Source organism: Mycobacterium parascrofulaceum ATCC BAA-614 (assembly GCF_000164135.1).
GTDB classification, from domain to species: Bacteria; Actinomycetota; Actinomycetes; order Mycobacteriales; family Mycobacteriaceae; genus Mycobacterium; species Mycobacterium parascrofulaceum.
In genome coordinates, this window is record NZ_GG770553.1 from 380263 (window position 1) to 400584 (window position 20322).

Annotated in this window: 20 protein-coding genes, 1 tRNA gene, 1 other RNA gene and 1 pseudogene; 13 read left to right on the forward strand and 10 right to left on the reverse strand. The window is 71.5% G+C overall.

What is annotated here, in order from left to right:
• Positions 1 to 990: DEDDh family exonuclease (locus HMPREF0591_RS01890; RefSeq protein ID WP_007166696.1), on the reverse strand; the 990-nt coding region annotated here is incomplete at its 3' end.
• Between the two features lie 72 nt (positions 991 to 1062).
• On the opposite strand from HMPREF0591_RS01890, the gene HMPREF0591_RS01895 reads away from it, so the two are divergent.
• The 3 genes from HMPREF0591_RS01895 to HMPREF0591_RS01905 are packed head-to-tail and all read left to right on the forward strand — an operon-like array spanning position 1063 to position 3431.
• Positions 1063 to 2292, forward strand: a complete 1230-nt coding sequence (locus HMPREF0591_RS01895; RefSeq protein ID WP_007166697.1) for a Mur ligase family protein — start codon at positions 1063 to 1065, stop codon at positions 2290 to 2292.
• The gene (locus HMPREF0591_RS01900) at positions 2285 to 2992 is read left to right on the forward strand and encodes a type 1 glutamine amidotransferase (protein ID WP_007166698.1); all 708 of its coding nucleotides are present in this window, start codon (positions 2285 to 2287) and stop codon (positions 2990 to 2992) included. Before HMPREF0591_RS01895 ends, HMPREF0591_RS01900 begins: the two co-directional genes overlap by 8 nt.
• A 1-nt stretch (position 2993) precedes the next feature.
• Positions 2994 to 3431, forward strand: a complete 438-nt coding sequence (locus tag HMPREF0591_RS01905; protein WP_007166699.1) for a hypothetical protein — start codon at positions 2994 to 2996, stop codon at positions 3429 to 3431.
• 7 nt (positions 3432 to 3438) lie between these two features.
• On the opposite strand, the gene recR is transcribed toward HMPREF0591_RS01905, so the two are convergent.
• Together recR and HMPREF0591_RS01915 are read right to left on the reverse strand one after the other, a co-directional pair.
• Positions 3439 to 4050, reverse strand: a complete 612-nt coding sequence (gene recR, locus HMPREF0591_RS01910) for a recombination mediator RecR (protein WP_007166700.1) — start codon at positions 4048 to 4050, stop codon at positions 3439 to 3441.
• A 13-nt stretch (positions 4051 to 4063) separates the two neighbouring features.
• Positions 4064 to 4405, reverse strand: a complete 342-nt coding sequence (locus tag HMPREF0591_RS01915; protein WP_007166701.1) for a YbaB/EbfC family nucleoid-associated protein — start codon at positions 4403 to 4405, stop codon at positions 4064 to 4066.
• A 98-nt stretch (positions 4406 to 4503) separates the two neighbouring features.
• Between HMPREF0591_RS01915 and HMPREF0591_RS01920 the strand changes: the two genes are divergently transcribed.
• Positions 4504 to 5265, forward strand: a complete 762-nt coding sequence (locus HMPREF0591_RS01920) for an Rv3717 family N-acetylmuramoyl-L-alanine amidase (RefSeq protein ID WP_040620910.1) — start codon at positions 4504 to 4506, stop codon at positions 5263 to 5265.
• 13 nt (positions 5266 to 5278) lie between these two features.
• On the opposite strand, the gene HMPREF0591_RS01925 is transcribed toward HMPREF0591_RS01920, so the two are convergent.
• Entirely contained in the window at positions 5279 to 5716 is a 438-nt protein-coding gene (locus tag HMPREF0591_RS01925) for an SRPBCC family protein (RefSeq protein WP_007166703.1), read from the reverse strand.
• A 67-nt stretch (positions 5717 to 5783) separates the two neighbouring features.
• Between HMPREF0591_RS01925 and HMPREF0591_RS01930 the strand changes: the two genes are divergently transcribed.
• Together HMPREF0591_RS01930 and HMPREF0591_RS01935 are read left to right on the forward strand one after the other, a co-directional pair.
• Positions 5784 to 7175 (forward strand): FAD-binding oxidoreductase, encoded by a 1392-nt coding sequence (locus HMPREF0591_RS01930; RefSeq protein ID WP_007166704.1) that lies wholly within the window; start codon positions 5784 to 5786, stop codon positions 7173 to 7175.
• On the forward strand, positions 7172 to 8482 hold the full coding sequence (locus tag HMPREF0591_RS01935; protein ID WP_007166705.1) for a class I SAM-dependent methyltransferase: 1311 nt from the start codon (positions 7172 to 7174) through the stop codon (positions 8480 to 8482). Before HMPREF0591_RS01930 ends, HMPREF0591_RS01935 begins: the two co-directional genes overlap by 4 nt.
• Positions 8483 to 8497: 15 nt before the next feature.
• Here HMPREF0591_RS01935 and HMPREF0591_RS01940 read toward each other — a convergent pair whose 3' ends face one another.
• From HMPREF0591_RS01940 to ffs, 3 genes are all read right to left on the reverse strand, one after another.
• On the reverse strand, positions 8498 to 10330 hold the full coding sequence (locus HMPREF0591_RS01940) for a DNA polymerase III subunits gamma/tau (RefSeq protein ID WP_040621671.1): 1833 nt from the start codon (positions 10328 to 10330) through the stop codon (positions 8498 to 8500).
• 108 nt (positions 10331 to 10438) lie between these two features.
• Entirely contained in the window at positions 10439 to 11734 is a 1296-nt protein-coding gene (locus HMPREF0591_RS01945; RefSeq protein ID WP_085981558.1) for an aspartate aminotransferase type Ic, read from the reverse strand.
• A 144-nt stretch (positions 11735 to 11878) separates the two neighbouring features.
• An RNA gene (gene ffs, locus HMPREF0591_RS30290) (signal recognition particle sRNA small type) lies at positions 11879 to 11973 on the reverse strand.
• A 76-nt stretch (positions 11974 to 12049) separates the two neighbouring features.
• Between ffs and HMPREF0591_RS01950 the strand changes: the two genes are divergently transcribed.
• Both HMPREF0591_RS01950 and lucA read left to right on the forward strand, forming a co-directional pair.
• A tRNA-Ser gene (locus HMPREF0591_RS01950) sits at positions 12050 to 12135 on the forward strand.
• A gap of 92 nt (positions 12136 to 12227) precedes the next feature.
• Positions 12228 to 13049: a lipid uptake coordinator LucA gene (gene lucA, locus HMPREF0591_RS01955; RefSeq protein ID WP_007166708.1), complete on the forward strand. Its 822-nt coding sequence runs from the start codon at positions 12228 to 12230 to the stop codon at positions 13047 to 13049.
• 11 nt (positions 13050 to 13060) lie between these two features.
• On the opposite strand, the gene HMPREF0591_RS01960 is transcribed toward lucA, so the two are convergent.
• Together HMPREF0591_RS01960 and HMPREF0591_RS01965 are read right to left on the reverse strand one after the other, a co-directional pair.
• Positions 13061 to 13804, reverse strand: a complete 744-nt coding sequence (locus tag HMPREF0591_RS01960; protein ID WP_007166709.1) for an enoyl-CoA hydratase/isomerase family protein — start codon at positions 13802 to 13804, stop codon at positions 13061 to 13063.
• 14 nt (positions 13805 to 13818) lie between these two features.
• The gene (locus HMPREF0591_RS01965; protein ID WP_007166710.1) at positions 13819 to 14199 is read right to left on the reverse strand and encodes a hypothetical protein; all 381 of its coding nucleotides are present in this window, start codon (positions 14197 to 14199) and stop codon (positions 13819 to 13821) included.
• A 141-nt stretch (positions 14200 to 14340) separates the two neighbouring features.
• Between HMPREF0591_RS01965 and HMPREF0591_RS01970 the strand changes: the two genes are divergently transcribed.
• The 3 genes from HMPREF0591_RS01970 to HMPREF0591_RS01980 all read left to right on the forward strand — a co-directional run bounded on the left by HMPREF0591_RS01970 (position 14341) and on the right by HMPREF0591_RS01980 (position 17953).
• A complete protein-coding gene (locus HMPREF0591_RS01970; RefSeq protein ID WP_007166711.1) occupies positions 14341 to 14820 on the forward strand; it encodes a lipoprotein LpqH in 480 nt (159 codons plus the stop codon).
• A gap of 95 nt (positions 14821 to 14915) precedes the next feature.
• A complete protein-coding gene (locus tag HMPREF0591_RS01975) occupies positions 14916 to 16610 on the forward strand; it encodes a hypothetical protein (protein WP_007166712.1) in 1695 nt (564 codons plus the stop codon).
• Entirely contained in the window at positions 16607 to 17953 is a 1347-nt protein-coding gene (locus tag HMPREF0591_RS01980) for a CHAT domain-containing protein (protein WP_007166713.1), read from the forward strand. Before HMPREF0591_RS01975 ends, HMPREF0591_RS01980 begins: the two co-directional genes overlap by 4 nt.
• A gap of 3 nt (positions 17954 to 17956) precedes the next feature.
• On the opposite strand, the gene HMPREF0591_RS01985 is transcribed toward HMPREF0591_RS01980, so the two are convergent.
• Complete coding sequence (locus HMPREF0591_RS01985) at positions 17957 to 18295, reverse strand: hypothetical protein (protein ID WP_040620917.1); 339 nt, start codon at positions 18293 to 18295, stop codon at positions 17957 to 17959.
• Between the two features lie 44 nt (positions 18296 to 18339).
• Here HMPREF0591_RS01985 and HMPREF0591_RS01990 point away from each other — a divergent pair, with 44 nt between their 5' ends.
• Both HMPREF0591_RS01990 and HMPREF0591_RS32860 read left to right on the forward strand, forming a co-directional pair.
• Positions 18340 to 19653, forward strand: a complete 1314-nt coding sequence (locus tag HMPREF0591_RS01990) for a hypothetical protein (protein ID WP_007166715.1) — start codon at positions 18340 to 18342, stop codon at positions 19651 to 19653.
• Positions 19650 to 20322 (forward strand): annotated as a pseudogene (locus HMPREF0591_RS32860) (hypothetical protein); the annotation flags it as partial. The gene HMPREF0591_RS01990 and the pseudogene HMPREF0591_RS32860, both read left to right, overlap by 4 nt.

The window sequence follows — 20322 nt, forward strand, 5'->3', positions numbered from 1 at the left end:
GAACAGCGCGAGCTGCTGGTCGAGCGTGGTGGTGTCGGTGAATTCCTCCATGCTGGTGCCGCCGACGACCGCGCAGACGGACTCCATGAACTGTGCGTCGGAGATCACCGGGATCCCCAGCTGCCGCGCCAGGTAGCCCTTGCCCTGGTCGGGGGCCGGGTCGTTGCAGATGACCAGCGAGGTCTCCCGGTCGACGGCGTCGCTGTAGGCCAGGCCGGCATGCAGGATCCGCTCGACGAGCTCCTCGTGGGTGCGTCCGACCTCGGCCGCCAGGGCCACCCGCATGCCCTGCACCAGCGGCCTGCCGCGCACGTAATGCCCCGGGTTGAGGTACGGGCAGGGCATCCGCGAGGCCAGCACCTTCAACGGCCGCAGCTCGTCGTGGGTGACGCGGCCGTTCGGCCACCGCCGCCGGGTCACCGGGTGCACCGGCAGCCAGATGTCGCGTTGGCGCGCGCGCTCGAGCGCCGACGCCAGAACACCGGTCAGCACCATGGCGTCGTCGAAGGCGTCGTGCGGCCGCTCCTGGGGGACGCCCCAGTGCGCCGCAAGGGTCTCCAACCGCAGGTTGTCGATGCCGAGGTCCAACCGGCGGGCCAGCTCGACCGTGCACATGACGGAGTCGATGGGCAGCTCCGCCTCGGCCAGCTCGGCTTCCGCGGCCAGGAACGCGTAGTCGAACGCGACGTTGTGGGCGACCAGCGTGCGGCCGTCCAGCACCTTGACCACGTCGTCGACGACGTCGGCGAACTGCGGCTGGTCTTCGAGCATGGCCGCGGTCAGGCCGTGCACATGGGTGGGGCCGGGGTCCACGCCGGGGTTGAGCAGGCTGACGACCGACTGCTCGACGCGGCCGTCGTCGTCCAGCCCGAGCACCGCCAGGCTGATCACCCGGGCCTGACCAGGCCGAAAGCCCGACGTCTCGACGTCGATGACGGCCCAACCCCCGTCCGGCTCGCTGGCCGGCCGCCCCCAGGACACCCGGTTCATGTCGACAGGATGGCACGTCCGACCGACATCGCCGGGTCGCTGCACTGCCGTGTCGGTCGGTAATCTGCGCGGGTGATCACCACCCGCGCACGCCTGGCCCTCGCCGCCGGGGCGAGCGCGCGCTGGGCGTCGCGGGTGACCGGGCGCGGGGCCGGCGCCATGATCGGCGGCCTGGTCGCGATGACGCTGGACCGCTCGGTGCTACGCCAGCTCGGGACCGGGCGGCGCACCGTCATCGTCACCGGCACCAACGGCAAGTCGACGACCACGCGTATGACGGCGGCCGCGCTGGGCACGCTGGGCCCGGTGGCCACCAACGCCGAGGGCGCCAACATGGACGCCGGCCTGGTGGCCGCGCTGGCCGCCGACCGCGAGGCCCGGTTGGCCGCCTTGGAGGTCGACGAAATGCACGTGCCGCACGTCGCCGACGCCGTCGAACCCAGCGTCATCGTGCTGCTCAACCTGTCGCGCGACCAGCTGGACCGGGTCGGGGAGATCAACGTGATCGAGCGCACGCTGCGAGCCGGCCTGGCGCGGCATCCCGGGGCGGTCGTCGTCGCCAACTGCGACGACGTGCTGATGACGTCGGCGGCCTACGACAGCCCCGACGTGGTGTGGGTGGCAGCCGGCGGGGCCTGGGCCAACGACTCGGTCAGCTGCCCGCGCAGCGGCGAGGTCATCGTCCGCGACCAGGGGCACTGGTATTCCACCGGCGCCGACTTCAAGCGGCCCAGCCCCCAGTGGTGGTTCGACGACGAGACGCTGTACGGGCCCGACGGCCTGGCCGTGCCGATGCGGCTGGCGCTGCCGGGCGCGGTCAACCGGGGCAACGCCGCCCAGGCCGTGGCCGCCGCCGTCGCGCTGGGCGCGGACCCCGCTCGGGCCGTCGCGGCGGTCTCCAACGTCGACGAGGTCGCCGGGCGCTACCGCAGCGTCCGCGTCGGCGACCACGAGGCGCGGATCCTGCTGGCCAAGAACCCGGCCGGCTGGCAGGAGGCGCTGTCGATGGTCGACAAGCACGCGGCCGGGGTCGTGATCTCGGTCAACGGGCAGGTGCCCGACGGCGAGGACCTGTCGTGGCTGTGGGACGTGCGCTTCGAGCACTTCGAAAACACTGCGGTCGTCGCCGCCGGGGAACGCGGCACCGACCTGGCGGTGCGCCTCGGTTACGCGGGCGTCGATCACACGCTGGTGCACGACACCGTGGCCGCCATCGCGTCCTGCCCGCCGGGGCGGGTCGAGGTGGTCGCCAACTACACCGCGTTCCTGCAGCTGCAACGGGCGTTGGCGCGCCATGGCTGACTCCACCGTGCGGATCGGGCTGGTGCTGCCCGACGTGATGGGCACCTACGGCGACGGCGGCAACGCGCTGGTGCTCCGCCAGCGGCTGCGGTTGCGGGGCGTCGCCGCCGAGATCGTCGAGATCACGCTGGCCGACCCGGTTCCCGACTCGCTGGACCTCTACACCCTGGGCGGGGCGGAGGACTACGCGCAACGGCTGGCCACCCGGCACCTTCTTCGCTATCCGGGCCTGCAGCGCGCGGCCGAGCGGGGGGCGCCCGTGCTGGCGATCTGCGCCGCCGTTCAGGTGCTCGGCCAGTGGTACGAGACGTCGGCGGGCGAACGGGTCGACGGCGTGGGCATGCTGGACGCGACCACGTCTCCACAGGACGCGCGCACCATCGGCGAGCTGATCACCAAGCCGCTACCGCCCGGGCTGACCCAACGGCTCACCGGCTTCGAGAACCACCGGGGCGGCACCGTGCTGGGCCCCGCGGCATCGCCGCTGGGCGCGGTGGTCAAGGGCGCCGGCAACCGGACGGGCGACGGCTTCGACGGCGCCGTGCAGGGCAGCGTCGTCGCCACCTACATGCACGGGCCATGCCTGGCCCGCAACCCCGAGCTGGCCGACCTGCTACTGGGCAAGGTCGTCGGTGGGCTGGCGCCGCTGGAGCTGCCCGAGGTGGAGTTGTTGCGCAGGGAGCGATTGGCGGCGCGGTGACGTGAGGAAAGACATCGGGAGAAGCAACCGGCCGGGGTGGGCGGGCGGCGGCGCCCTGCTGGCCGCGGCCGCATTGATGACGGCGGCGCCCGCGCATGCCGCCCCGGCGGTGCCGAGCGGTCGGTACACCGTGCTCTACACCGACAGCGACACGGTGACCTATTGGCTGTTCGCCCCGTGCGGCTCGGACTGCACGCTGGCGACCTCGCAGGACGGCGGGACCTTCGTCATCAGCTGGGAGTTCGACCTCGCGAACGGACGCTGGACCCACAGCGGCGCGACGCAGGCGCCATGCGCGAACGGGGCCTCGGTCCCGGCAACCGTCGACTACAGCTTCGACGCCGTGTCGCTTGCCGGTGAGGGCCGGACGACCACGTCCGACGGGTGTGGCGGTCCAGGTTCGACGGTCACCCGGCCGTTCCGATTGACCAAAGCCTGACGGATCCTCAGACCATCGCACGGCGGCCGGCGAGCGCGCGGCCCAGCGTCAGCTCGTCGGCGAACTCCAGGTCACCGCCCATCGGCAGCCCGGAGGCGATCCGCGTCACGGTCAGCCCGGGGATGTCGCGCAACATCCGCACCAGGTAGGTGGCGGTGGCCTCGCCCTCGGTGTTGGGGTCGGTGGCGATGATCACCTCGGCGATGTCGACGTCGTCGACCCGCTCCCCGATCCGGCTCAGCAGCTCGCGGATGCGCAGCTGGTCGGGCCCCACCCCGGACAGCGGGTCGAGCGCGCCGCCCAGCACGTGGTAGCGGCCGCGGAACTCGCGGGTGCGCTCGACGGCCTGGACGTCCTTCGGCTCCTCGACGACGCACACCAGCGAGCCGTCCCGGCGGGGGTCCGAGCAGATCCGGCAGCGCTCGTTGTCGGAGACGTTGCCGCACACCTCGCAGAACCGGACGCCGTCGCGGACCTTCCCCAGCGCCGCGGTCAGCCGGTCGATATCCGGCGGCTCAACCGACAACAGGTGGAAGGCGATGCGTTGCGCGCTCTTGGGCCCGATGCCCGGCAGCTTGCCGAGCTCGTCGATCAGGTCCTGGACGGGTCCTTCAAACATGTCGGCGGGGGATCTACAGCTCCGCCACCGGCGGTTGCCCCGGCGGCGGCCCGCCCAAACCGCCGGCCAGCGCCCCGAGCCGCTCCTGCGCCATGCGGGTGACCTGCTTGGACGCGTCCGCCATGGCCCCGACGATCAGGTCCTGCAGCGTCTCGACGTCCGCGGGGTCGACGACCTGCGGATCGATCTGCACCGCGACCACCTCGCCGCTGCCCTTCACCGTCACCTTGACCAACCCGCCGCCGGCCTGCCCGTGGATCTCGGCGTTGGCGAGCTGTTGCTGGGCTTCCATCAACTTCTGCTGCATCTGCTGCGCCTGGGCCAGCAGCGCCGACATGTCGCCTCCGGGTTGCATGACAGTCCCCTCGCATCTTGGTCTCGACTTGGTTTCGCCTGCGGGTGTCCGGCGATTCGAAACACCCAGCGTAGACCGCGCGACGCTACCTTTGCGCCGTGGACCTACGAGTGAACAGGCGTGTCGGCGTCAGGTTGGTCATCGGTGTGCTGGTTGCCGCTTCGACGGCGATCAGCCCGGCCGCATGGGGAGCCCCCTCCAACATCGCCGGCATGGTGGTCTTCATCGACCCGGGGCACAACGGCGCCAACGACGCCTCGATCGGCCGTCAGGTGCCCACCGGCCGGGGCGGCACCAAGGACTGCCAGGCGAGCGGGACGTCGACCAACAGCGGCTATCCGGAACACACCTTCGCCTGGGACACCGCGCTGCGGGTCCGCCAGGAGTTGAACGCCCTGGGCGTGCGGACCGCCCTGGCGCGCGGCAACGACACCGGGCTGGGGCCGTGCGTCGACGAGCGCGCCAACATGGCCAACGCGCTGCATCCCAACGCGGTGCTGAGCATCCACGGCGACGGCGGGCCCGCGTCGGGCCGGGGCTTTCACGTCAACTACTCCGCGCCGCCGCTCAACCAGGTGCAGGCCGGACCGTCGGTGCAGTACGCCCGGATCATGCGCGACCAGATGCAAGCCTCCGGGATCCCGCCGGCCAACTACATCGGCCAGAGCGGGCTGTACGGGCGCTCGGACCTGGCCGGGCTGAACCTGGCGCAGTACCCGTCGATTCTGGTCGAGTGCGGCAACATGAAGAACCCCGCGGACTCGGCGCTGATGGAGTCGGTCGAGGGCAGGCAGAAGTACGCCGACGCGATGGTCCGCGGAGTCGCGGGTTTCCTGGCGTCGCAGGCCCAGGCGCGCTGAGTCCGATTGCCCGCTAGCCTTCCAGTTCCTTCTTCAGGTTGGCCAGCACCTCGCCCTGAATTCGCTTCAGCCCCAACGGCGCAAAGGTTTTCTCGAAGAAACCCTTGACGCCGCCGGCACCGGTCCAGGTGGTCTTCATCGTGACGCTGGAGCCGGGCCCGGCGGGCGCCACCGTCCAGTTGATGATCATCGACGAGTTCGCGTCCTTCTCGATGACCGAGTGGCCGGCGACGTCGACGTCGACCTGCACGTCGCGGACGCGGGACTTGGTGGCCTGCAACTTCCATCTGGCGACGGTTCCCGCCCCCTGACCCCCCTGCACCACCTGGTATTCGCTGTACTGGGGGGACAGAATCTTCGGGCGCACCGTCTGATAGTCCGCGACGGCGGCCAGGGCGGCGGCCGGCTCCGCGTTGACCAAAATTGTGCTGGCAGCACTCACCTGTCCCAAGACAAACTCCTGAAGCTATGCCGCCCGCGCGCGGGTGCACGGGCTGTGGTCGAAGACTAGGGTATATGTGGTGCCTGTCCCTGGATCCGCAGTCTCGGCGCACAAGTCGGGCGTTGACCGGTTGATGGCGAGCTATCGATCCATCCCCGCCACGTCCGTCGTACGGCTCGCCAAACCGACGTCAAACCTGTTCCGCGCCCGCACTAAACGCGACGCACCCGGACTGGACACGTCGGGGCTGACCGGTGTGCTGAGCGTCGATCCCGAGGCCCGGACCGCCGACGTGGCCGGGATGTGCACCTACGAGGATCTGGTCGCCGCGACGTTGCCCTACGGCCTTTCGCCACTGGTGGTCCCGCAATTGAAGACCATCACCCTCGGCGGTGCGGTCAGCGGCTTGGGCATCGAATCCGCGTCGTTTCGCAATGGCCTGCCGCACGAATCGGTGCTGGAGATGGACATCCTCACCGGCGCTGGCGATTTGCTCACCGTGTCGCGCACCCAGCATCCCGACCTTTTCCGCGCGTTCCCCAATTCGTATGGGACACTTGGCTATTCAACCCGGTTGCGGATCGAGCTGGAGCCCGTTGCGCCGTTTGTGGCATTGCGGCACGTCCGGTTCCGCTCGCTACCCGCGCTGATCGCGGCGGCCGAACGCATCATCGACACCGGTGGCCAGGGCGGCACCCCGGTCGATTATCTCGACGGGGTGGTGTTCAGCGCCGACGAAAGCTACCTGTGCGTGGGCCGGCGAACCACCACACCGGGCCCGGTCAGCGACTACACCGGCAAGGACATCTACTACCAGTCGATTCGGCACGACTCCGCCGGCGTGGAGCCCACCAAGGACGACCGGCTGACCATCCACGACTACTTGTGGCGCTGGGACTCCGACTGGTTCTGGTGCTCCCGCGCGTTCGGTGTGCAGGACCCCCGCCTGCGGCGCTGGTGGCCGCGCCGCTACCGGCGCAGCAGCGTCTACTCGAAGCTGGTCGCCATGGACCAGCGCTTCGGCATCGCGGACCGGATCGAGAAACGCCACGGCCGGCCCGCGCGCGAGCGGGTGGTCCAGGACGTCGAGGTGCCGGTCGAGCGCACCTGCGAGTTCCTGGAGTGGTTCCTGGGCAACGTGCCCATCGCCCCGATCTGGCTGTGCCCGCTGCGGCTGCGCGACCACGAGGGCTGGCCGCTGTATCCGATGCGGCCGGACCACACCTACGTCAATGTCGGCTTCTGGTCTTCGGTGCCGGCCGGCCCCGCGGAAGGGGAAACCAACCGGCGGATCGAAGCGAAGGTGAGCGAGCTCGACGGGCACAAGTCGCTGTATTCCGACTCCTACTACGGCCGCGAGGAGTTCGATGAGTTGTACGGCGGCGAGGCCTACAACACGGTCAAGAAAACCTACGATCCCGATTCCCGTCTCCTCGACCTCTACGCAAAGGCGGTACAACGGCGATGACGACGACAAAAGAACCCCACCGCGCCACGGCCGGGAAGCTCAGCATGGCCGAGATCCTGGAAATCTTCGCCGCGACCGGGCGGCACCCGCTGAAGTTCACCGCCTACGACGGCAGCTGCGCCGGCAGCAAGGACGCCGAACTCGGGCTGGATCTCCGGACCCCGCGCGGCGCCACCTATCTGGCCACCGCCCCCGGCGAACTGGGCCTGGCCCGCGCCTACGTCTCGGGCGACCTGGACCTGTACGGCGTCCACCCCGGTGACCCGTACCGGCTGCTCACGACGCTGACCGACCGCGTCCAGTTCAAGCGGCCACCGGCCCGGGTGCTCGCCAACGTGGTGCGGTCGATGGGGCTGGAGCGGCTGGTGCCGGTCGCCCCGCCGCCGCAGGAGACCCCGCCGCGGTGGCGGCGGATCGCCGACGGGTTGATGCACACCAAGACGCGCGACGCCGAGGCCATCCATCACCACTACGACGTCTCCAACGCCTTCTACGAATGGGTGCTCGGCCCGTCCATGACCTACACCTGCGCGGTGTATCCGGACGCGGACGCGACGCTGGAAGAGGCGCAGGAGAACAAGTACCGGCTGGTCTTCGAGAAGCTGGGGCTGCAGCCGGGCGACCGGCTGCTCGACGTGGGCTGCGGTTGGGGTGGCATGGCCCGCTACGCGGCGCGCCGCGGCGTGCGGGTGATCGGTGCCACCCTCTCGGCCGAGCAGGCGAAGTGGGCGCAACGGAGGATCGAGGACGAAGGGCTGGCCGACCTTGCCGAGGTGCGGCATTCGGACTACCGCGACATTCGCGAGAGCGGGTTCGACGCCGTGTCCTCCATCGGGTTGACCGAGCACATCGGCGTCAAGAACTACCCCGCCTACTTCGGTTTCCTGAAGTCGAGGCTGCGCACCGGCGGGCTGCTGCTCAACCACTGCATCACCCGGCACGACAACAAGTCGACCTCCTTCGCGGGCGGCTTCACCGACCGGTACGTCTTCCCGGACGGCGAGCTGACCGGCTCGGGCCGCATCATCACCGAGGTCCAGGACGTCGGTTTCGAGGTACTGCACGAGGAGAACTTCCGGCACCACTACGCGATGACGTTGCGGGACTGGTGCCGCAACCTGGTCGCGCACTGGGACGAAGCGGTCGACGAGGTCGGCCTGGCCACCGCCAAGGTGTGGGGCCTCTACATGGCGGCCTCGCGGGTGGCCTTCGAGCAGAACAACCTGCAGTTGCACCACGTGCTGGCGGCCAACGTGGACGCCCGCGGCGCCGATCACCTGCCGTTGCGGCCCTGGTGGACGCCCTAGCGGCCCCCTAACGGCCTAGGCGTTATCGATCCGGCGCGCGCCCAGCTCGTTCTGTAGCAGCTCGAGCGCGACCTCCTCGGGATCGCGGCGCGGCTCCGACGACTCCGTGCGGCCGGCCTCGGCCAGCATGTGTTCTTCTTCGGCGCGCTGAGCCGCGTCGCGCGCGGGCTCTGGTGCCCGCGGCGCCGGCGGGGCGGCCTCGACGGGCGCGGCCGCACCCACCTCACAGCGCACCCGCCAGTTGACGCCAAGCGCGTCCTTGAGCGCTTCGGCGATGACGTCGGCGTTGCGCTGTTCACACAGCCGCTTGGCCAGCGGCGCCGACGAATGGGTCAGCACCAGCGTGTTCTCCTCGATCGCGCGGACCGTGGCACCCGCCAGCATCACCTCGGTGGTGCGGCTGCGCTGGCGCACCTTGTCGCGCACCGTCGGCCACATGGATCGCACCGCGGCCGCGTTGAGCTCGCCGGGCGCGGCGGGGGCCGGTTCGGGGACCGGCGCCGGGGCGGGTTCGGGGGGCGGGGGCACCCGGACCGGTTCGGGGACCGCCTCCGGCTTGGGAACGGGCGGTGCGGACCTGGGCGGCACGGGCTCCTTGGGCGGGGTCTGCTCCTTGCGTGGCCGCACGGGCGCGGCCACCGCCGGCGGGTGCGCGGCCGCCGCCTCGGCGGCGGGGATCGACATGTCCAGCCGGGTCTCGATCCGCTCGACGCGCTGCAGCAGCGCCGACTCGGTGTCGCTGGCCGACGGCAACAGCAGCCGCGAGCAGACGACTTCGAGCAGCAGCCGCGGGGCCGTCGCGCCGCGCATCTCGCCCAGCCCCGCCTGCACCACCTCGGCATAGCGGGTCAGGGTGGCCGGCCCGAGCCGGGCGGCCTGGTCGCGCATCCGGTCCAGCACGTCCTCCGGGGCGTCCACCACGCCGCGGCTGACCGCGTCCGGGACCGCCTGCAGGACGATGAGGTCGCGGAACCGCTCCAGCAGGTCGGTGGCGAAGCGCCGGGGATCGTGGCCGGCGTCGATCACCGACTCCACTGCGCCGAACAGCGCCGCCGCGTCCGCGGCGGCCAGGGCGTCCACCGCGTCGTCGATCAGCGCGACGTCGGTGGCGCCCAGCAGCCCGAGCGCCCGCGGGTAGGTGACGTGGGGCCCCCCGGGACCAGTCTCAGAGCCGGCCAGCAGCTGGTCGAGCACCGACAGCGTGTCGCGCGGGGAGCCGCCGCCGGCGCGGATCACCAGCGGGAACACCGCGTCGTCGACGACGACGCCCTCCTGCTCGCAGATCCGGCCGATCAGCGCCCGCATGGTCTTCGGCGGCAGCAGCCGGAAGGGGTAGTGGTGGGTGCGCGACCGGATCGTCGGCAGCACCTTCTCCGGCTCGGTGGTCGCGAAGATGAAGATGAGGTGCTCGGGTGGCTCCTCGACGATCTTGAGCAGCGCGTTGAAGCCCGCGGTGGTCACCATGTGCGCCTCGTCGATGATGAACACCCGGTAGCGCGACTGCGCCGGCGCGTAGAACGCCCGGTCGCGCAGCTCGCGGGTGTCGTCCACGCCGCCGTGGCTGGCCGCGTCCAGCTCCACCACGTCGATGCTGCCCGGGGCGTTCGGGGCCAGCGCCGTGCACGATTCGCACACCCCGCACGGATTGGCCGTCGGCCCCTGGACGCAGTTCAGCGACCGGGCCAGGATGCGCGCCGACGACGTCTTCCCGCAGCCGCGCGGCCCGGAGAACAGGTAGGCGTGGTTGATCCGGCCGGCCTCCAGGGCGATCGACAGCGGCTCGGTGACGTGCTCCTGCCCCACCACCTCGGCGAAGGTTGCCGGTCGGTACTTGCGGTAGAGGGCCACGGTCAGCAGGCTACCGAGGCACGGTGACTGGCGCCCGTGGGGCATCGGGTGTGCATCGGTGGCTTTCGGTGTGCGGCCCGGGTCGACTCGCGCGGCGTGTCGCCGCCGTCAGCTCACACCGGATGCCGCGGACACCAGCAGCGCCTCCGACGCCGCCAGCAGCGCGCAGGTGGCCAGCCCGTCGACGGCGTTACGCAGGTCCGGCAGCGACGGGAACGTGGGAGCGATCCGGATGTTCTTGTCCTCCGGGTCTTTCCGGTACGGGAACGACGCGCCCGCCTCGGTCACCGCGATGCCGGCGTCCTTGGCCAGGGCCACCGTCCGCCGCGCCGTCCCGGGCAACACGTCGAGGCTGATGAAGTAGCCGCCCTGGGGTTCGGTCCACGAGGCGATCTTGGAGTCGCTCAGCCGCTTGTCCAGGATGTCCAGCGCCAGCTCGAATTTCGGCGCCAGGATCTGCTGGTGGCGCAGCATGTGCAGGCGCACGCCGTCGGCGTCGCGGAAGAAGCGCAGGTGCCGCAGCTGGTTGACCTTGTCCGGACCGATCGACTTCTTCCCGGCGTACTGCAGGTACCAGGCGATGTTGCCCAGCGATCCGCCCAAAAAGCTCACGCCGGCGCCGGCGAAGGTGATCTTCGACGTGGACGCGAACACGTAGGGCCGGTTGGGGTTGCCGGCCGCGGCGGCCAGCCCCAGCACGTCGATCTGGTGCGGGAAGTCATGCGTCAGCGTGTGCACGGCGTAGGCGTTGTCCCAGAACAGCCGGAAGTCGGGGGCGGCCGTCCGCATCTGGACCAGGCGGCGCACGGTCTCCCACGAGTAGGTGATCCCGGTCGGGTTGCCGAACACCGGCACCGTCCACATGCCCTTGATGGCGGGGTCGACGGCGACCAGCTCCTCGATCAGGTCGACGTCGGGACCGTCGGCCAGCATCGGGACGGGGATCATCTCGATGCCCATCGTCTCGGTGATGGCGAAGTGCCGGTCATAGCCGGGGACGGGGCACAGGAACTTGACGCCGTCCTGCTCCTTCATCCATGGGCGCTGCGAGTCCACACCGCCGTAGAGCATCGAGAAGGCGACGAGGTCGTGCATCAGCTCCAGGCTGGAGTTGTTGCCTGCGATCAGGTTTTGCACCGGGATGCCGAGCAGCTCGCCGAAGATGGCGCGCAGCTCGGGCAGGCCGTGCAGGCCGCCGTAGTTGCGGGTGTCGGTGCCCTCGCTGTCGCGGTAGTCGTCGCCGGGCAGGCTCAGCAGCTGGTTGGACAGGTCGAGCTGCTCCGGCGCCGGTTTGCCGCGGGTGAGGTCCAGCGCCAGCTTCTTGGCCTGCAGCTCCGCGTAATCCTGCTGGTTGCGCGCGTGTGCGGCGGCAAGCTCATCCGGGCTGAGGGAATCGAAAGACACCATGGGCCCTTTCGCCTTGAACGCTGGAAGACCAGTGGCGATCGCAAGCGCGGCGGAGCCGGGCGAAGCGGGTCGTCACTCGTCTAACGCGGTGGCGATCGCAAGCGCGGCGGAGCCGGGCGAAGCGGGTCGCCACTCATCGGACATAGGGGACCCCGCGCACCCGACAGAGCCCATTGACCCTTGCTGCCTTCCGGCCCTGGGGGAGTTCACAGGATAGACGCCGCGCGGGGTCCACGGCGAGTCTAATACCCGGCCCGCAGTAACCGGCGGCGGCCATCTCGAGCGCGGAGCGGCCTCGGTTACCATGGCCACGGAGGATTCGCCTAGTGGCCTATGGCGCTCGCCTGGAACGCGGGTTGGGTTAACAGCCCTCGCGGGTTCAAATCCCGCATCCTCCGCAATTGGTCCGCCATGCGGACCGGCACGAATTGGCCTGGATTCGGGTTGACCGCCTTTAGGCTGGCGTGAACTCACCAGCACGAGGAGGGGTATGGGGCGCAAGATCGCCGTGCCGTGGCACCTGCTGTTCTCCTTCGCCGCCGGCGCCCTTTACTTTTTTTTCGTGCTGCCCCGCTGGCCGGAGCTGATGGGTGACACCACGCATACGTTGGGAACGGCCCTGCGGATCGCGACGGGCGCGCTGTTCGGCCTGGCCGCGCTGCCCGTGGTGTTCAACCTGTCGCGGGTGCGCAAGCCGGAGCTGGGAACGCCGCAGCTGGCCCTGAACCTGCGGGTCGCCTCGATCGTGTGCCACGTGCTGGCGGGCGTGCTCATCATCGGCACGGCGATCAGCGAGATCTGGCTGAGTTTGGACGCCGCCGGGCAGTACCTGTTCGCGATCTACGGCGCGGCCGCCGCGGTCGCGGTGCTTGGGTTCTTCGCGTTCTACCTGTCGTTCGTCGCCGAGTTGCCGCCGCCCCCGCCGAAACCGATCAAGGAGAAGAAGCCGAAGACACGTCGGTTGCGCCGCAAGAAGGGCGCGGAGGCCGACGAGGCCGAAGACACCGAGGCCGACGAGGTCGACGACGCCGAGGCCGCCGAGGCCACCGAAGCCGTCGAGGCCGAAGACACCGAGGAAGCCGCCGAAACGGCGGAGACCGAGCAGCCCGAGACCGTCACGGCCGAGGCCCCCGAAGCCACCGAAGAGCCCCCGGCGGAAGAGACCGCCGAGGCCGGCGAGGAAACCGAGCACACGGAAGCTGCCCAGGCAAGGCTGCGCAACCGTCGCCCGACGGGCAAGGGGTCGCACCGGATGCGGCGCCGGCGCGCCAGGGGCGGCGTCGCCGTCGAAGAAGCCCTCGACGAGGAATAGACGAGGACTGATCAGCCGCGCCGCCGCAGGCGCTCCACGTAGGCGGTGATGCGCGCCAGCGTCTCGTCCGCGCCCCACATCCGGCGTACCTCGTCGTCGCCGGCGCCGCCGTCGCGGATCCGCGCCAGCGTCGGGGCCCGCAGCTGTGCCTTCGTCTGGCGATAGGCGTCGGCGGGGATGCCGCCGAGGTCCGACGCCTCCGCCACGGCCGCCCCGAGGAGGTCGTCGGCCACCACCCGGTGGGCGAGCCCGCGGGCCACGGCCTCGGGTCCCCGATAGCTGCGCCCGCCCAGCAGCACTTCCTCGGCGTGGTCCCCGCAGGCGTAGCGCATGACCTCCAGCGCGGCGACCGGGAACGGCACCCCGACGCGCACCTCGGCCGCCCCGATCTGCGCTTCGGGGCCGATGAGGCGCCGGTCGCAGGCGCACGCGAGCACGCAGCCCCCGGCGATCGCGGCCCCGTTGACCGCGGCGACGGTCGGGCCCGGATAGGAGAACATCGCCTCGAACGCCGCGGACAGCGCCGGGACCAGCCGATCGGTGTACCCGGCGCCGCCCTCGACCACGCGGTTCAGGTCGACCCCGGCGCTGAACGCCCGGCCGGCCCCGGTGACGACCAGCGCGCCGGCGCCCGAACGCCCGAGGTCGCGAACCGCCAGGGTCAGCTCGTCGAGCAGCTCGACGTCCTGGGCGTTGACGGGGCCCGACGACATGGTCAGCACCTGCACTGTTCCCGCGGTCTTGATGTCGATCATGGCCACTTCCTCGGTCAGCGGTTCACGGCCGCGATGACGACCGGGATGTCGGTGTTCTCGTCGGTGTGATAGCTCGCGCACACGCGGTGATAGCCGTCGGCGATCTGCAACGGGACACCGGCCGCGAAGTCGCCGCGCACCAGCAGGATGGGCGACAGCGGTTGGCCCTTCTCGATTTTGGTCAGGTCCGCCGCGACGTGCGGATTGTCGGGCGGCAACAGGCCGAGCCGGGCGGCGCGCAGGATGTCCTTGGCCTTACGGTGCGCGACGGTGCCGGCCTTCAGCTTCTTGATCACCTTTTTCACGGTCGCGGGGTCCGCGAGCATGGTCAGGTAATCCGCCGCCGCCGGAAAGTCGTGCGGCTCAGGCTTTTCCAGCCACTTCACGCTCAGCATCCCGGGCTCCCTTCGTCAGCGCCGACCCGTCGCAGCCTACCGGCTGGGCGCCGCGGAATTTGGGATCGGTAGCGGGGCGGGCGGTCTGTACTTGCGCCATGGCGAAGCCACCGGGGCGACGCATGAAGGAAGGAACCGCAAGTGAAACGTCTTCTCGTGGCAGCGATTGGGACACTGGGCGCCGCGTCGGTGCTGGTGGGATGCTCCAGCGGCGGCCACACGGCCGGTCCCGCGTCGAGCACGGCACCCAGCGTCGCCCACGGCGGCGGGGCGCAGGTCAAGGTGGGCGGCGCCGACCTGGCGGGCCTGGACCCGGCCTCGGTGACCTGCGTCAAGACCGGCGGCAAGATCAACATCGGCAGTGGCTCCAGCGGCGGCCGGCAGGCGCTCGCCGTCGTGATGACCGACGAGGCCACCCCGAAGGTCGAGTCGCTGGCCATGGTCGTCGACGGCAACGCCCTGTCGGTCAGCAACGGCATGGGCGCGAAGGTCGGCTCGGCCGACGTGGCGGTGGACGGCAAGACCTACACCATCACGGGCCAGGCGCAGGGCGCCGACCTGAAGAACCCGATGGCCGGGATGATCAGCAAGGACTTCAACATCAAGGTGACCTGCGGCTGATCGGATGCGGCCGGGCGGCGGACGTGGCTGGAGCACGCGTCCGCCGCTCGCCGCATTCCCCGCCTGCGCGGCACCCCCGGACTTATGATGCAGCCGTGTCGATTCCCGACGAGTTGGACGGCGCGCGCCGCATGGCATTCGCCGCCGACGAAGCGGGGGCCCGCGACCTGTTGCTGTCGTTGATACCGCGCATCGAGCGGGAAGACCGGGACGATCTGATGCTGGAAGTCCTCGCGCAGCTGGGCCAGGTCTACCTTGACCGCGGCGCGAACGACGGCGTGCGCGAATCGATCCGCCGCATCCGGAACTGCGTGGCGATCTACGCGGGCATGCCCGGCGGCGCCGGCACCGCCGCCCTGGTCCGGCGGTACTCGCGCCGCGCCCAATTTCTGGAAACCGGCCTGGCCGCGGCGATCGGTGACCACGAGGGCGCCGCGGCGGTACTGGCGGTGTTGGACGACGACGACCGCGACTTCCCCGACCTCGCCGACGAACACGCGCGCCTGCGCATCCACGCGCGGGTCCTGTGCGCGGCCGCGCTGTGCGACGACGACCTGCAGGTCCGGTCGGTCCCGTTGTGGCAGCAGGCGATCCGCGATATCGCCGACTACGGCGGGAGCGACGAGGCCGCGGACCACCTCCGGGTGGTCACCGGAATCGGGTACGGCAGGTTTTGCGTCCAAACCGGCCGGCTACCCGAGGCCGGCCCGTGGCTGCGCCGGGCCGAAGCCCGGGCCGAGGCCAACGGCTGGGAATTGGCCGCCGCGCAAGCGCAATTGGAGCGGGCGGCGGCGTGCTGGGCGGCGAACGACCACGCCGGCACCGAGCAACTGGTCTCCACCGCCTATCCGGTCATCGCCCGCCACGCGCGGGCGCACGACGTCGCCCGCTGTTGGCTGTATCTGGGGCTCACCCGGCTGGGGGCCGGCGCGCTGGAAGCGGCCGACGAGTGCTGGGAGCATGCCGAGCGGCACTGGCGGGAACTGGGTAGGCCGCTGCCCCTGCACCGTATCCTGTTGCAGCGGAGCTGGATAGCGATCTTCTGGAGCCGCTTCGCCGAGGCCGTCGAGCTGATCGCCGAGGCCCGCGAACTGCTCGACTCGTGGCCGCGCAGCAACTGGCTGCAGTACGCGCTGCTCGACAACCATCTCGGCACGGTGTGGCGCGCCGACGCGCTTGCGGACCTCGGTTTCGACAGCTCGGGCGATCCCGACGAAACGCTGCAGGAGACCGAGGCGCGGCAGGCGGAGGGGCTCGGCATCCTGCACGGCGAGGTCGGCACCGCCGAATACTGGCGCGGCATGACCAAGCTGCAGCAGGCCGCCGAGCTGAAGGTGCCCGCGGCGCTGGCGGTCGACTCGGTGCGGTATTCGATCGCCGACGCCGGCGCGAGGGCGCGCTGGGCGACCGGCATCTCGGCCCCCGTCCTGGCCGGGGCGTTCGCGGTCGCCTGGGAATGGGAGAACACCGAACTGATCAGCGAACTGGTCGAATACCACAGCGCCCGAGGCACGTTCGGCGCCGGGGTGCCGCGCCCGGCGACCGGCGAATGGGCGTCGACGGCCACCGCACCCGTCCCGCTCGACGCCGAGCCCGAGCCTGCCCCGGCGCTGGCGGCGGCCGGCTCGCCAGCTGCCGGTGGCGCCTCGCTGACCCGGCTCGGCCCGCTGCCGCCGTTGCGGATGCAGCCGGGCGCCGAGCCGATCCTGAGCCGCTATCGGGCGCTGGCGTCGCAGCGCTACGGCCGTGACGTCACCGCGGCCGAGCCCGCCTGGTCCACCTGGCCATGAGCGACGCCGACCGGACCACCCTGGTGCTGCGGTACGCCGACGTCGGGATCGCCACCTACGCGAGCCTGCGGATCGTCGGGCAGCCGTCGCGAACCGTGACCTGGGTCGTCGAAGAGCCGCTGCTGCTCGCCGCCCTGGAGGAGCTGGCGGGCGCCCTGCCCGAGCCGCACGGCGCCGAGGATGCGCGCGACGCCATCGAACGCGCCCTGACCACCGGGCCGTTCGGGGTGCCCGACGCCGAGCTGACGCTCGCCTACATCCTCGGCGTGTTGCTGATCGGCTCCGCCGGCTGGCAGCTGCTGGCCGAGTGCGTGGCCACGCCGCGGGCGGTGCTGTTCGTCACGCCGAGCGCGCGGCTGGCGCGCGTCCCGTGGGGGCTGCTGGCGGTGCCGAAATCGGGACCCAGCAAGGAGGAACTGGTGCGCGCCCGCCAGGAGGCCATCACCGCCGGCGGCCGGGCGGCGGCGCGGATTCCCTGGCAGCTCGCCGATATCGGGCAACACACCGACGGTCACCGGCTGATGGAGTTGGTCGACGTCTTGCTGGCGGTCCCGCCGAGCATCGTGCACGCGCCGCGGGCGCCGGCCCGCTGGGAGGCCAGGAAGGACGGCCCGCCGCTGCTGGTCCTCGACCCGCGGGTGCCCGGGCAACGCCCGGACTCCGCGCTGGGGTCGGTGCTCGGCAGGCCCGCGCCGGAAACGCCGCTGGCGCGGCACTTCACCGACGTGCTGCGACGCCGACCCGTGCTGCCCGCCGTCGACGACGCGGTCAAACTGTTCCGCCGCCGCGACGCCGACCGCACCTGGCTGGCCAAGCTGCTCGCCCAGGCCCCGAGCAGACTGCTCTATGTGGGGCACGCGAGTTCGGCCGGCGGCCAAGCGGATCGGGCCGCGCTGCACCTCGCCGACGCCGCCGAGACTCCCGGCGACGCCGACGCGATCGGCGATCACCGCCCGCTGACCGCGTCGGACCTGATGGCCCTCCAACTGCCGATGCCGCCGCGGGTGGCCCTGCTCGCCTGCGGGTCGGGCGGCGACTACCAATTCGACGAGGCGACCGGGCTGGTGGCGGCGACGATCCTGGGCGGCGCCCAGTTGGTGACGGCCACCCTGTGGTCGCTGCCCACCGCCGCCGCGTATCGGCAGTTCACCACGGGCGCCGCCGATCCCATGGCCGACGTGGTCACCGCGGTGGACCGCGCCCATGACGGCGACGCGGACGCCGGGTGCGCGGTGAACCGCTGGCAGCGCGACCGGATGCGCCGCTGGCGCGACGGCGATCTCACGGCCAGCCCGCTGTATTGGGGCGCGGTGGTCACGTTCGCGGTGGACGGCGCGCGCTAACGCTCAGCGCGAGGCCACGAACGACGCGTGCACGGCCAGCACGTCGTCGGGCAGCGAAAGCTCCTCGCGCGCAGCCGGATCGAATGCGACCAGGACGACCACGCCGGGCCGCAGCAACGACACGTCGAGATCGTCGCCGCAGCGCGCCAACTTGCCGACGAACGTCTCCCCGGAGACGGCGACAACCTCGATGAAGACCTGACGCTCGACCGTGCGCACGGTGCCGACCCCGACGGCGCGGTCCCCGCCGCCCCGCCGCCGGGCGCACCTGAGCCGGTCAACCAGTGCCGACAGCTTTCTCATGCGACAAGGGTGCGGCGACCGGCCGGCTACCGAACCCAACTTTTCGGCTGCCGCGAGCCGCGCGATGCCCCTATTCTGTGCAGATGAGCGCGGATTCACCGCTGGCCGTGGCGGTCGGCCACCCCCGCCGGTCGGTGATCGACGCGGCGTGGCGCGCGATCGGGCCCGGCGTCGAGGTGCTCAGCGGCGACGACGGCGGACCGTTGAGCCGCACCGTCAAACGCATCATCGACCCGCTGGTGCTTCGCTTGCGGTCGAACCCGCAATATTCGGCCCCCGTCGTCGGCCCCGAAACCGCCGCGGCGATGCGAGAGCTGATCGTCGGCAGCGGCCCCGAATTGCGCTCGGCCGCAGCATGGTTCGAGGTCCTCAAGCTGGAGCGCCGCAGGCAGCGCATCCGCACCGGAAACGCCCAGGAACTGTACTTTCCGGTGTGCTTCGAGCTGGCGGTGACGAAAGGCCCTCCGGCGCCGCAGGATCGCGATACGGCGGCGGCGGTGCTGGGCGACGTCCACCAGGGCCGCGACCGCACCGCGATCGAGGTGCTGCATCGATACGTGGCCGACCCCGAAACGGTCGCCAAGCTGACCGATCAGCTCGACCGCAGCTGGCGCGACGTGCGCGCCGGCGACACCGTCACCGCCCCGTTCCTCGCCGAGCTCACCACGGTGCTCGGGCCCGCCGACAGCCACCGCGCCGCGACGGCCCGGCAACGCGTCTGGTCGGCGATGATCACCGACGCCACGCCGTACAACCTGGGCGCCCTGGCCCGCGCCGAGGCGCCGCCGCTGCCGTGGTCGCTCGTCGATCTGGGGCTGAGTTCCGCTGCCCCGCAACGCCCCCCGCGCGTCGCGGGCGGATCCGATGGCGACCGGCCGCTGGACCGCAGCGTGGTGGACCGGGTGCGGGCGACCCTGCGCCGCGCCCTGGACCGCGACGCGTTGCCCGACATCCCGCTGCTGTGCGAGGAGGAAGTGGACCGGGCCTGCGCCCCCTGGGGGCTGCTGGGCGAGGACAAACAGGCCACGCTCGTCGCGGGCATCGAGATCGCGGTGGACCTGGCCCCGCTCGACCCGTCCGTCGCCAGCCGCTACGCGCTGGCCGCGCAGATCCAGGCGCGGCTGCGCAAGGAGGCCTATGTGCTGCACGCCCGGCGCTACCTGGCCGAGGGCGGACCGATCCATCCCCGCCAGCGGCAGGTGGTCGACGACCTCGCCGCCTACGCGCAGCCCTACCTGAGCCGGCTGTGGGCGCGACTGCACGGGCGCGACGTGTGGCAGGAGCCCTGCGACGACGTCGACGACGTGCGGTCGCTGCTCGACGGGGTGGCGCGGTCGGTGAGCCTGGACCACCGGCAGCGGATCAAGGCGATGCTGGAATTGCAGGTGGCCGGGTGAGACTGGTTGCCGATTCCGGGCTGTGGACCACCGGGCCCGCCAGCGAGGCGACGCCGCTGGCAGCGGTTCTGGAGGTCAGCGGCGCCGTGCTGTCCTGGACCCTGGACCAGCCAAGCGATCCGGGGGCCGCGGACGACGCGGCCACCCACATCGCCTTCACCGATTTCGGCCGCGCCGACTGGCTGTGGCGGGTGCTCGGCGAATCCGGCCACGTCGCCCTGGCCTCGGCCATGGGCCCGGCGGACGAGCCGCGCACCGTCGACCTCGCCGGCGTGGACATCCTGCCGGGCACGCTTCGCCCGCTGCGCCGGCTCGCCGTGGGGCATTGGTTGCGGCGCTGGTGGCCGGCCAGCCGGCGGGACGGCATCGCCGGCCTCGACCGCGCGCTGCTCGACCTCGAGGTGGCGGTGCTGACCGCGGCCGCGCAGGGGTTCTTCGCCGACGACACCCTGGATTCCGACGTCGCGGGATTGCTGGCGCCGCACGCGGTGGCCCTGGCCGCGCACGCCGCAGACGGTGACCCCCGCGTGCTCGACTTGGTGCGGGCGGGCGCCGACCTGGCCGACGAAGTGGGGGTCGACGGCCCGGGCTGGCCCGAACTCTTTGCCGCCCTTGATGATCCGGGCGCCGCCTGGCCGCCGAGCGGGCGGCGCGACGACTACGCCCTGG